Raw genomic sequence first — 13,503 nt, 5'->3', positions numbered from 1 at the left:
TAAAAGATGCTAAAAAGCGGAAGACTATACATCTATGGCATATTTGTTCTACTTATTGTTGTTTTTAACTTTATATATGAGTTAGAGCATAACTCACTGCAAGAAGCATTACAAGAGTCTATTATTATTTTTCCCCTCACGTTTTTATTCATTTGGATTATTTATATAACCCGAGGATTCCTAATGAACAATAAACTAATCATTAATAATAAAAAAATAGATCCTTCTAATAAAATCGCAGGAGCCATAATTATTCTTATTAAAACAATCGTAATGAGTGTGCTATTCAGAGCAGTAATAAAATTCTTTTTTGATGATGGTGAAGACGATTCTACGTTTTCTGAAGGCGTACTGTTTCTAGTTATTTCATTAAGCGTTTTACTGATTACACTCTTTGTTTATTTTTTTGAAAATTATCTTTCGATTATTGAAAACAGACATAAAATGGAAATTCAGCTTTCGAAACATAAAAGTGAAAAGATCATTTCACAATATCTTTCACTCAAAAAGCAGTTGAACCCTCATTTTTTGTTTAATAGTTTTAATAGTTTATCCGCTTTAATACATATTGATACGCATAAGGCCGATGCTTTTTTGCAAGAATTATCTAATGTATACAGGTATAATTTAGATTATAGTGAGGAACTTGTTGTACCTGTCAAAAAAGAAGTAAACTTTATAAAATCATATATGGCATTGCAACGTATCCGTTTCCGCGAAAGCATTACGATAAATTATCAAATAGATGCCCCAAAAATGAAATATCTGATCCCCCCGATGACATTAGAACTGTTAGTCGAGAATGCTATAAAACATAATATCGTAGAAAAATCGAACCCATTAGTCATCAATGTTACGACAGAAGAGGATAGTATTATCGTAGAAAATAATTTTCAACCAAGAAAATCTCCTGTTGACAAAAACTCATCCTTAGGTATTGGATTAAAAAACTTAAAAAATCAATATGAATTAATTCATACCAAAAGCCCTACATTTAATATAGAAAACGAAAAGTATATTGCTCGTATTCCTCTAATAACACCAGATATATGATTAAAGCAATAATAATTGAAGATGAAGATATCGCTGCTATAAAGTTGCAGAAGATGATTCAGGATATAGACGGCTCTATTCAGATTCAAAAAATCATTTCGTCTGTCAAAGATTCTGTAGTATATCTATCTAATAATCAACCTGATTTAATCTTTTTAGATATTAACCTATCTGATAATAATTCGTTCGAAATTTTTAATCAAGTTCCTGATATAAAATCAAAAATCATATTTACTACCGCATATTCTGAGTATGCAATCAAAGCTTTTGAGCTCAATAGTATCGATTATTTATTAAAACCAATTTCTAAAGAAACCCTAGAACGAAGTATTCAAAAGTTAAAAAGTTGGGATCATGAAAAAACACCAAATTATAAAGATATATTTCTTGACAACGGTGGCACGTTTAAGAAACGGTTTTTAATAAAACTAAATAATTCATTAATAAGTATTGAAATTGATGAGGTTGCTTATTTTTATTCTGATGACAAGGTAACGTTCATTAAACTCAAAAATGATAAAAATGTTCCTATAGATTATTCTCTCAAAAAGCTTGAAGAACTATTAAATCCGGTAGATTTTTATAGAGTAAACAGAAAATATATAGTTCATATTTCTTCTATTAAAAAAATGTATTATTCTTCAAAATCAAAAATTATACTTCATTTAGAACCCACTGCCGAAGACGATCATATCAGTGTACCGATCGAAAAAATAGGACAGTTTAAAAAATGGCTATCCATTTAATGTAAAATCTATAATTATATATCGCACCTTGCTCCTTTATTCATATGATACATTATAATTGTGACACTTATAAGAAACATAAAAACCTTTATAATATTAATAATGATTTCTAATTCATTGATTGGACAAAATCTGAATGGGAAATGGATTCTGAAAGATATTGATTCAGGCAATGGGAAAAAGGGGTATCCTGGTTTTCAACTTCTAGAAATCAATAACGACAATATTTATGTTTATATGGATTTTTCACTCGAAGAAAAAGCTTCAGTACTGAAAATGGATAATGGAAATTTATTGAACTCTAATAATGAAAAAACCTCTGAATACGAGATTATTAATAAAAATCATATTAAATGGTTTATCATAGGAAAGTCAAATAATAAGGAGACTGTTTTTGAATGTGACTTTTATAGGCTTGAACCAACAATTACTGCACTAGAAAAAGAAGAAATTGAAAATCTGACATTCATGGTAAATGACAACGGACTAGAAGTAGAATTTGAATTTAATAAAGAGCTTTGGGATAAAGAAACATTAAAGCTTTTAAAGAAAAAAGAAGGTGAAAAGAAAGTGATTGAAAAAATTGGCTCGACTTTTTTCGTTTCTATGTATTATAATGGAAAAAGACATGTTTCTATACCAATTAAAGAAGTTTCGACTGAATTGTTGAAACTTTACGCAATTCCAATCGGACCAATGGAAATAATAGGATATCGACAAAAATAAAAATAATAAAATTTTTATTGAAACTCAAGGATGTATCTTACCGCATTATATCTGATCATGTATGATTATGAAAGAGTCTTTAAAAAATGATGGAATTGTAATTGAACTAGCATATCCCCATTTTGAAAAAATAGATGAATTAAAATGGTAGGAGAAATGAGAATTCTGAAATGAATAGGTTTCTAAATATAATATTCTCCGTATGCAGTTTCTAGACAAACTATCGTTACTTTTAGGAAGGCTGTAAAACGCTATAATACATTAGAAAAAACTGGTTTATAATTAAAAAATGAAATGAAAAAAGCCATTATTATCGGTGGAACCTCAGGAATTGGAAGAGGGCTAGCTGAATTGCTTATTGAACATGATTGGACGGTTGCAATAACCGGACGCAGAATAGAATTACTGAATGAAATAAAGGAAAATGCTAAAAACAATATCTTAATTCAAAAACATGATATAACAGAAATAAATAATTCAGACGAAAAGATGGAGTCACTTTTTAGTAAATTAAAAGTGGTTGATTTAGTAATTGTTTCTTCTGGAGTTTCTGAATTGAATCAAGAATTGAATTGGGAAATTGAAAATAAACTAATAGAAACCAATGTAAATGGAATCGCCAAAGTGTATGAGTTTATATTTTCAAAGTTCAAAAAACAAGGACACGGGCACCTGGTAGGAATTTCATCTATTGCATCTTTAAGAGGTAATCGGCATGCTCCTTCTTATAGTGCATCAAAAGCATTTCAAGCAAATTATCTTGAAGCATTAAGATGTATTGCCAAAAATGAAAAATTAGCTATAACAATTACTGATGTACAACCCGGTTTTATCGACACACCCATGGCAAAAGGAGAGGGATTATTTTGGGTAGCTTCGGTAAAAAAAGCTTCGCATCAAATCTATTCAGCAATTTTAAAAAAGAAAAGAAAAGTTTACATAACTAAACGATGGAGGGTAATTGCTTGGGGTATGAAAATTGCTCCGAGTTGGGTTTTAGAGAAAATATAAAAAAACATACTACCACAAAAACAAGTCTTTCTTTCAAATCTATAAAACATCACTGATAAAATATAAAGTAAGGAAATAAATCTCATAATATTTGATTAAAATAATCATGATTTTTAAACACTTTTACATACAGTTTGCGATATTTGATCAAAAAAATTGAAAAACAAACTCCTTTTCCTCCTATGTATCATCAATTTTTCTTTGAGTGCGCAGTTTAACATCAAAGGAATTGTAAGAAATGTGCATACTAATACTCCTTTAGAGAATGTGAGTATAAAAAATATTGATTCTAATACCGTAACATATACCAGTACCGATGGTACATTTTCTATCCTTACTAATGGGATTATCGAAGTTTCTAAGATCGGATATGTTGATAAGCGTATTAAAATTACTACAGAAAATGATCTTAACATCTTTTTGTTTCCGGTTACAACAGTACTGGATAGCATACTGATTAATCAATTTTCGATCCCAGAATATCAAAAAAATACAACAGATGCTGTTTCTCTAATTACTGCAAATGATATTGCAAAAGGAAATACCGTAGAACTACAGACACTATTAAATCAAGTTCCTGGTGTTTTTATGCAAAACGGAACTCTAAATACCAATAAAATCTCTATTCGTGGGATTGGTGCTCGAAATCTATTTGGTACTGCAAACATAGGAGCATATTTTGGAGATATCCCACTAACCGATGGCAACGGAGAATCTGTTATCGAAGATCTCGAACTTGGGGCATTATCACAAATAGAAATACATAAAGGCCCATCTGCAAGCAGTTATGGTGTGGGTCTAGGCGGTACCATCCTTTTTGAACCCAACTATGCAAAAACCACACAAGGTGAGCTCTATAGTACATTGGGTAGTTATGGATTACAAAAAAATCTAATCAAAGCTTCATTTGCTGGCAAAAAACTAAACATTGCTACCGTTTACAGTAATACGCATAGTGAAGGGTATAGAAATAACAATCAATACGATAGAAATACACTAACCATTACTTCTCAAGTAGATCTGGGAGCAAAAGATGAGCTTTCGATGATCGGGAGTTATGTGCACCTCAATGCAGGAATTCCTAGCTCGTTAAACCAAGAAGATTTCGATACAAATCCTAGACAGGCAGCATTTACATGGGGGCAAGCGCAAGGCCATGAGCATGTTAATTATGGTATTTTAGGGATTACACACAAACACACCTATTCAAAAAAACTACAACATCATACCAGTATATTTACATCGTATAGAAATAATAAAGAACCAAGACCTTTTAATATTCTCAATGAAAACACAAATAGCATAGGGATACGCAGTAGAATTTTGGGGACTCATATACTTGCCAAAAAAGAAATTAAATGGACCGCTGGTGGCATGCTCTTTTTTGATCATTATACAAGTCGAACATACGAAAACTTATATCAAAATTTTCCTGATGGAACAGGTAGCGTTGCAGGAGATCAACTTTCTGATATTGCCGAAAAACGATATTATTACAATCTATTTGCCGAAGGAAATCTGATGCTCAATAAAAAGCTAAAAATAAATGCCGGAATGCATCTAAATCAAACTTTTTTTGACATAACTGATATGTTTCTTTTTGATGGTAATGATAGTTCTGGACAATTTGATTTCTCTCCTATTCTTTCGCCAAAAATAGGCGCTAATTACACTATTAATAAACAATATTCGCTCTTTGCAAATATAAGTCATGGTTTCTCTACTCCTACTGCATCAGAAACCTTATTACCAGAAGGTGTTTTTAATCCTGCTATCAAACCAGAAATCGGATGGAATTTTGAAATAGGCACCCGATACAACTTATTGAATAATAAATTATATGGTTCTTTATCAATATACACACTTAGAGTAAAAGACCTCTTGGTATCCCGAAGAACTATTGATGATAATTTCTTTGCTATCAACGCCGGAAAAACAATCCATAATGGTATTGAGTTTGAAACTACTTACCAGATACTAAAATCAAATCTGGCATCTTTAAATTTATTTTTTAATACATCTATTTATGACTATACATTTGATAATTTTGTAGATCTTGACTCTAATTTTTCTGGTAACGACCTTACAGGAGTTCCTGCACAGGTAACCAATATAGGGATTGATTTTAGCAGTCAGAAAAGCATCTATGGTCACCTTAATTTTACAGCGGTAGGAGAAATGCCTGCTGATGATGCTAATACTGTATATAGTAAAAGCTATGAATTATTACATGGCAAAATTGGGTATAAAAATAGTATAGGAAAACATATAAGATATGATTTCTTTCTTGGGGTCAATAATATTCTAGACACAAAATACGCGTCTCAATTACAGATTAACGCTCCTAGTTTTGGAGGGAATGCTCCCAGGTATTTTTATCCAGGAGTACCTATTAATATCTATGGTGGTGCAAATATTACGTATCGTTTATAAATGCATTACCATTTTTCGTTTCTAAATTCTTTTGTTTTTGCAAACTTGATTGTACTTACTAAATATTCCTCTAGGTCATATTCTGGAATCGGAAGAATACTTTCTAGAAGTGTAGTGTCCCATTCGTAAGGTTTTGATGTCAAGTATGGAGCCAAATGAACGCCAATAGTTTCATAATAGAATTTTTCGAGCAGACTGCCATATCCTGCCGTACTATCTACAGCTTCTTTGGCAACACTAAAATTATTGAAGCCCACGGTTTCCATAATTTTTGACATCCCACTAAGAAGATTTGTACCTTTAGAATGTACAATATTAAGTTGCTCTATATCAGACTCAAAAACCTTAACAATTACTTTAGCGGCATAATCTGTAGGGATAATATTAAGCCCAGCTTCTGCATTGACTGCTATTCGTATAGAATCATCAGACGCACTTCGATAGAAGAATTTAGCAAAAAGATAGAATACCATATATTTAGAAATAAAATAAGTAGGTGTATCTATAATATTTCCTCCTAATACACTAGGCCTAAGTATTTGTATAGGAATATTCTTTTCTTTGGATGCTTCTACTAAAAATTTTTCTGTAGTATGCTTTGATTTCTCATAATAGTTACGATAGGTAACTTCCTCTTTTTTTAGGTAGTCATTATCTATAACACCTCCCATATTACCTATCGAAAATGCAGTACTTATGTAAATAAACTTATGCAAATAATCTACATATGAATTAAAAATCTTCTTTGTAAATCCAAAATTCTCATTAAAAATTTCATCCTCCTGATCAGGATTTACGGATAGATTGACATACCCTGCAGAATGAATAAAATAGTTAGTTTCCTCTTTAGACAAAAAAGCAGCAGGATTTAAAAAATCATCAGAAGTAATCACCTTTATTTTTTCTAATACTGCATCTAGATTCTTCTTAATAGTATCAGGAGCATATTCACTAGTAATTACTTTTTTGATTCGTGATTCTGGAGATGTATTTCCTTTTTTTCTTACAAAAAGATATATTTTTTCAATTTCATCAAACTTGTCTGTCAAAAATTCATATAAAACTTTTGATCCCAAAGTACCTGTTGCTCCTGTAAGGATAATATTCATAATTGTATGCTTTATACTTGACTAGTATGTAAATCCTAAGCAGATTATATGATTTCAAATAAACAATTAGCGTATTTGAAATCATATACTACTGATGAGTTTGTAAGCGCCCAAAGATAGTGTTATACTTTAGAGTGAAAAATACTTAGTTATAAAATTTTACACCTAATAAAACATAAATCACCTCAACAACCTAAAAGGTTTTGATTGGTCTTCTGGCAATTCTTTGCGATTATATGTAGTATCAAATCTTGGATCTGATCGATAAGGCATTCTTTCTTGTTTAATGACTTCGATACTCAAAAAATCAAACTCAGAAACTACTTTTCCGGTAATTCGATAAATCCCTTTTCCTCGAAACGGATATTTCTTTGCTACTGGCGGAAAATGTACCGTATCAATCCACTGTCCTTTCTGATCCAGAAACGTCCCAAAAAACATACGATCTCCTTTGGATGTCGATGTATTTTTTGCCGTAACCAAATATCCATATATCACTACAATTTTATGTAAATAAAGAGATAGATCAGTAGTTAATATTGTATTTATTGGTGCTGTTTCTAATAAAATAAAAGGATCATAAAGTGTAAAATTTAGCAATTCTAATTGATCAAAAGCATTTTCTAAATCTGTAATCGTAAATTCTGGTAATGTAAAACCCTTGACATCTACTCTAAACAACTGTTGCTGAGATTCATCAACTATTTCATGAGTACACTTATAATATGCTTCCCATAATAAACTTCGTTTATTCATTCCTAAAATTCTAAAAGCATCAATACGAATTAGAATATCTAACTGCTCTATAGAAAGAGGCACACGATCTATAAAATCCTCTAGAGAACTAAAGCTCCCATTCACTCTGGCACTAATGATCTTAAGCATTGTACGTTTCTCTAATCCTTGCAAATGTTGAAACCCTAAATAAATTTCGTTAGTATTAATAATGGTTTCTATCAAACTTGTATTAATACAAGGGGCATGAATACTTGCTCCATTCATTCGTGCTTCATGCAAATAGGTTTCTACGTTATAAAACCCACCTCCATTATTCACCGTAGCTACCATATATTCTAATGGATAATAGCACTTTAAATACAAACTCTGATAAGATTCTACAGCATATGATGCAGAGTGTCCTTTTGCAAAAGCATATCCTGCAAAACTTTCTATCTGTCGCCAGACTTCAAAAATTACGTCATCGGCTTCTCCTCGCTTACGACAATTGGTAATAAATTTATTCTTTACTGCCTGAAATTCTTCGCGGGAGCGATACTTACCACTCATTCCTCTTCGTAATACATCAGCCTCTCCCAAGTCAAGTCCTGCATAATGATGCGCAACTTTGATTACATCTTCCTGATATACCATCACACCATACGTATCAGGCATAATATCCCACAATATTGGGTGCGCTTGCTTTCTTCGTTCAGGATTTTTGTGGCGTAAAATATATTCTCGCATCATTCCACTTTTAGCAACTCCCGGACGTATAATAGAACTTGCAGCTACCAATGTTAAGTAATCACGTACTCCTAATTTTTTTAATAACATTCGCATAGCGGGAGATTCTACATAAAAACAGCCTATACATTCTGCTTTCTCAATCATAGCATTGATATTAGCATCGTTAAAAAAAGGAGTTGCATTATGAATATTTGGCAACCTAACATCTGGATGATTGTCCTTGATAATCGCAATCGCATCTTTTATTTTCCCTAATCCACGTTGCCCCAAAATATCGAACTTATACAACCCTACATCTTCTGCAATATGCATATCAAATTGTACAGTAGGAAATCCCTTGGGAGGTAAATGTGTTGCCGAGAAGTAATGAATCGGTTTTTCTGAAATCAATATCCCCGCAGCATGAATACTAATATAATTTGGGCGCCCTTGTAGATATTTTGCATAACGCAGTACTAGTCTCGAAATCTCATCGAGTTTTTCGGGTATATATTTACCATTACTAAGCCTGTCTATCTCATGCTTAGGAAGCCCAAACACCTTACCTAATTCTCGTACTGCACCACTATGCTTAAAAGTAACATAAGCCCCCAATAATGCTGCCTGGCCTTTGTGCCCAAAGGTTTCAAAAATAAAACGGGTAATATCTTCTCGATCCCAGCTAGAAAAATCAATATCAAAATCAGGAGGACTAGAACGATATAAATTCATAAAACGCTCAAAATACAAGTCAAGTTCTATAGGATCAACATCGGTAATTTCTAATAAATAAGCTACAATACTATTGGCACCACTACCGCGACCTACATGAAAATAATCTTTGGATTTTGCATACCGAATAATTTTCCAGTTAATCAAAAAGAAGCTTACAAAATTTTGTTGTCTAATTAAACTGAGTTCCTTCTCTAAACGTTTTCGGATTGCCTCTGTTACCTCCTCATAGCGTTTTGGCAACCCTATTTCACAAAGCGCTACCAGTTTTTGATAATCTTTCTCTACACTATCAAACACTGTACTTAAGTTCTGGTTTTCTCTATCTCTTGAGAAATCAAATGATATACTACATTGAGAAAGTAGTCTATCTGTATTTTTAAGAATATGCGGGTATTGCTCAAAAACCTCTTCAAAAACAGCTGACGAATACATTCTATGTTCTACTTTTCCTTGCTGTGATTCTGGTAATTTACTCAATAACATATTAGTATCAATAGCACGTAATAATCGATGTGTATTAAAATCTCGCTTATCGCGAAAGCTAACGGTGTGTAGCACTACTAACTTATCTGTAAACTCACTATATTTTGAAAAACGTAGTTTATTGACATCTGCAAGCCCTATCCCAATATATTCATACTCTAAAAAAGTAACTTTATCTAACGCCAATACATTCTCAAACGGATAAATCACCAAACTATCTGTAAAAGGAGGAGCCTCATCTGGTATTGTTTTTTTCTGATGTAAGTACTCAGAAAGAAACTCGTTAAGCTCAAGAAAACCTTTATTATTCTTAGCTAGACATACATAACATTGATGAGCATCATTACGAAAATCAATCCCTACTATAGGCCGTATCCCAAACGAAGGGGCTTTTCTTATAAAATTTAAACAGCCAGAAGTGTTATTAATATCTGTAAGAGGAAAATATGTACAAGCATGCTGTTGAGCCATACCCAACAACTCAGTTTCTGATATAGTACCATAACGTAAACTATAATATGAGTGATTGTTTAGATACATTGTATATTGATTTGGTAGTATACCAATTATGCGTTACTTTTTTTGTAAAGATCTCGTAGGTCTTATAAACCTGAGATCTAAATCTTTTACCCCGCTTTATGCAGTAGAACTTCGTAATGAGGTCTAAAACTAGCATAAACACTGGCATTTTCTTGTTTTCTGCATAGCACCACTATGGTGACTACAAAAAATGTAGCGAAGCGCCAGTTTTTGCAGTAGTTTTGAGTTATAATAGATGCTACTACATAAAGCGGGTTTACCATCTATTACTGCGTCCTATGTGCCAAAACAATAGGAGGTTCTCCGTTAAAAGGGTTGGTAAAGTTTCCTACTGTACGCGCTCCGTCCCCCATCGTTGCTGCGCGCATAATACTCCGATCTCCATAACGAATACGTATTGCATCCATAGCCTTATATAGGTTGACTGTTTTCTTTTCATCATCAAACAAATTAATTTGATACGTACCTGTTGTCAAACTACTATATCGCACTCCTACAAGACGTATTAACAACCTTCTACTAAACAATTGGTCAAAAAGCTGCATCACTATAGGAATTAAATGGTGATCTGCCGAGGTATACGGTATTTTCAGTTGTTTTGAATAGGTCTGAAAATCAGAATAACGAATCTTTACAGTAACACAAGATGTTAGTTTCCCTCCTCTTCGCAATTGAAAAGCCAGATTTTCTGCCATTGCTGTAATCGTAGTTTTTAACATTGTACTATCAGTAGTATCCTGCCCATAGGTACGCTCACTAGAAATAGATTTGCGTTCATGATATTTTATAATAGGACTGCGATCTATACCATTAGCGCGTTGCCAAATGACACGGCCATTTTTTCCGAATACAGAGGTCATCATCTCGACAGGCATTTGCTGTACTGTATGCACATTTTTGATTCCCATATTACAAAATGTACGATAGGTCTTCTCCCCTACCATAGGTATTTTTTTGATAGATAAAGGAGCCAAAAAAGCTTTTTCATATCCTGTATCAATTTTTAATTGATTATTAGGTTTTGCTTCATTGGTAGCAATTTTTGAAACAGTTTTATTTACAGAAAGCCCAAAAGAAATTGGCAATCCTGATTCACGAATAATTTTACTTCGTAATTCTGATGCAAACTTATAGCACCCAAAGAATCGATCCATACCGGTAAGGTCTGCATAGAACTCATCAACACTTGCTTTTTCGAGAACAGGTACTTCACCCTGTAATATTTCTGTCACCAATTTTGAAAACTTGGTATAGGTACCTGCATTACCACGTATATATATTGCATTAGGACATAATTGTCTAGCCATCTTCATCGGCATCCCCGAATGAACACCATAGGCCCTCGTCTCATAACTTGCTGCACTCACTACACCTCGATCTCCGGTACCTCCTACAATCACAGGTTTATTATTTAATCTACTATCTAAAAGACGCTCACAAGACACAAAAAAAGTATCCAGATCAAAATGTATAATCGTTGTATCCATACCATTTCTTTTTATAGAACTGGAGTACACTCTTGTATTCGATATAAAAAAATTTGCACCTATATTTTACAATTTTTGGATACCGTAGCATTTTTATACAACCAAAAAAATAGTATAAGTAGCCTTTTTACTCAAAAAGTATACGCCTGTTCACATATATATAATATTATTTCCCCCATTTTTACGTACATAGCTTTTAATGATTTTGGTAGTATGGTACGTGTGTTTTTGTTGTATCAAAAAAGTTTCAAAATCATCAAAATGTGATACTTGCTCTGATTGATGAACATACCCAAACCCTTTATATATTCCGTTTTGTATCATTACAAAACTATGTTCATCTATAGCTCTACCTTTTTCCCGTATCAGGTAGCTCTCTTTTTGTTCTTGTAATGATGCTAATGCACTCTGTACTCGTATATTATACAATGCTACAGATTCTTTATCCTGACATATCCCTTTGCAATTCTTAATACGATAATGAGAACAATGTGCTGTTGTATTTTGCAGATTACAGTATTTAGGACAGAGTTGATGATCAAAACATAGCTGTTCTAATCGCTCAATAGCATCAGATCTCTTATAAAAAACTTCTAACGAATGGTCTATTTTTTTTGATCTGTCAATGGCTAATTGTATCACCCCTTTTCTATTCGTATACTGTAATATCCGATACGGAATCACTGGTTTTTTTTGAGCGCTATTAAACTTAGGATAATATTGATGTATTTTATCTGCCTCTAACAATAAAGCGATCAATTCATTACCTGTAACTTCATAGTCAATAGTATAAGTATTTTGACCAAGAGTATATTCTTTATTCTTTTTATCATAGAAATGACTTAACACCCTTTGTTTTATATTTTTTGCCTTACCTACATAAATAACAGTACCTTTTTGATCTCTAAACAAATAAATACCTGTTTCTTCTGGTAATGCATTTATATGATCTGCACTAAGATGTGGCGGAAGCGTTGCTTCTTTAGAACGAGCATTCAAAAAAGTATTTATTAATATATGCTCTGGATCAAGTGCCAAAATTCTTTGAAACAAAAGTACTGTAGCATCGGTATCACCCTCTGCACGATGCCGATCTACTAATGGGATATTAAGTGATGAACAAAGCTTCCCTAAACTATAAGAAAGTAACCCTGGTATTAATTTTCTTGCAAGACGTACAGTACATAGTTTTTTTCTAACAAATGCATATCCTAGCGTTTTAAACTCTCCTCGAACTACATTATAGTCAAAATTAACATTATGAGCTACGAAAATAGCTCCTGTAGTCATTTCTAAAATACGATCAGCAACCTCATCGAATGTCGGTGCATTTCTGACCATATCATCATCAATACCCGTAAGTCCTGTAATAAAAGGAGGGATATGCTGCTCTGGATTAACCAAAGAAGTAAACTTGTCAATAACCGTAGTCCCCTGTAGTAGCACAATGCAAATCTCTGTTATACGGTTGCCCATAATACCACCACCTGTAGTTTCTACATCAATAACTGCATATAATTGATTTTGCATTTACACATCGTTTATGAACTACAAAATTACTACAAAAAAATCATTTTACATGGAATAATTCCTTATTTTTGGAATTATTCCATGTAAAATGATTATCAACATATTATATATCGTAATGCCAGATTACATCACTCACACTTTGCATGTACTATGATATCTTATCTTAAACCAAACGTATAGATGAAGACAATATTTTTCTGCTTT

Annotated in this window: 9 protein-coding genes; 5 read left to right on the top strand and 4 right to left on the bottom strand. The window is 32.5% G+C overall.

The annotated features are described in order from the left end of the window. The first annotated feature begins 6 nt into the window (after positions 1-6). The 5 genes from DZ60_RS23405 to DZ60_RS0118325 all read left to right on the top strand — a co-directional run bounded on the left by DZ60_RS23405 (position 7) and on the right by DZ60_RS0118325 (position 5,969). On the top strand, positions 7-1,053 hold the full coding sequence (locus DZ60_RS23405) for a sensor histidine kinase (RefSeq protein ID WP_025743480.1): 1,047 nt from the start codon (positions 7-9) through the stop codon (positions 1,051-1,053). Beyond that, a complete protein-coding gene (locus tag DZ60_RS0118345) occupies positions 1,050-1,799 on the top strand; it encodes a LytR/AlgR family response regulator transcription factor (protein ID WP_051477683.1) in 750 nt (249 codons plus the stop codon). The genes DZ60_RS23405 and DZ60_RS0118345 overlap by 4 nt, the downstream gene beginning before the upstream one ends. A 102-nt stretch (positions 1,800-1,901) precedes the next feature. Next, positions 1,902-2,525, top strand: a complete 624-nt coding sequence (locus DZ60_RS0118340) for a hypothetical protein (RefSeq protein ID WP_025743478.1) — start codon at positions 1,902-1,904, stop codon at positions 2,523-2,525. A 294-nt stretch (positions 2,526-2,819) separates the two neighbouring features. Beyond that, positions 2,820-3,536, top strand: a complete 717-nt coding sequence (locus DZ60_RS0118330; RefSeq protein ID WP_025743477.1) for an SDR family NAD(P)-dependent oxidoreductase — start codon at positions 2,820-2,822, stop codon at positions 3,534-3,536. A gap of 156 nt (positions 3,537-3,692) precedes the next feature. Then, entirely contained in the window at positions 3,693-5,969 is a 2,277-nt protein-coding gene (locus tag DZ60_RS0118325) for a TonB-dependent receptor (protein WP_034230105.1), read from the top strand. Positions 5,970-5,974: 5 nt separating this feature from the next. Here DZ60_RS0118325 and DZ60_RS0118320 read toward each other — a convergent pair whose 3' ends face one another. The 4 genes from DZ60_RS0118320 to DZ60_RS23400 all read right to left on the bottom strand — a co-directional run bounded on the left by DZ60_RS0118320 (position 5,975) and on the right by DZ60_RS23400 (position 13,299). Next, positions 5,975-7,078, bottom strand: a complete 1,104-nt coding sequence (locus tag DZ60_RS0118320; protein WP_025743475.1) for an SDR family oxidoreductase — start codon at positions 7,076-7,078, stop codon at positions 5,975-5,977. 180 nt (positions 7,079-7,258) lie between these two features. Further along, on the bottom strand, positions 7,259-10,282 hold the full coding sequence (locus tag DZ60_RS0118315) for a DNA polymerase III subunit alpha (RefSeq protein WP_025743474.1): 3,024 nt from the start codon (positions 10,280-10,282) through the stop codon (positions 7,259-7,261). Between the two features lie 266 nt (positions 10,283-10,548). After that, on the bottom strand, positions 10,549-11,769 hold the full coding sequence (gene dinB / locus DZ60_RS0118310) for a DNA polymerase IV (RefSeq protein WP_025743473.1): 1,221 nt from the start codon (positions 11,767-11,769) through the stop codon (positions 10,549-10,551). Between the two features lie 150 nt (positions 11,770-11,919). Continuing rightward, positions 11,920-13,299 (bottom strand): exonuclease domain-containing protein, encoded by a 1,380-nt coding sequence (locus DZ60_RS23400; protein ID WP_034230103.1) that lies wholly within the window; start codon positions 13,297-13,299, stop codon positions 11,920-11,922. Positions 13,300-13,503 lie beyond the last annotated feature (204 nt).

It is taken from the genome of Aquimarina pacifica, assembly GCF_000520955.1.
Taxonomy (GTDB): domain Bacteria; phylum Bacteroidota; class Bacteroidia; order Flavobacteriales; family Flavobacteriaceae; genus Aquimarina; species Aquimarina pacifica.
This window is presented reverse-complemented; position numbering and strand designations above follow the sequence as displayed.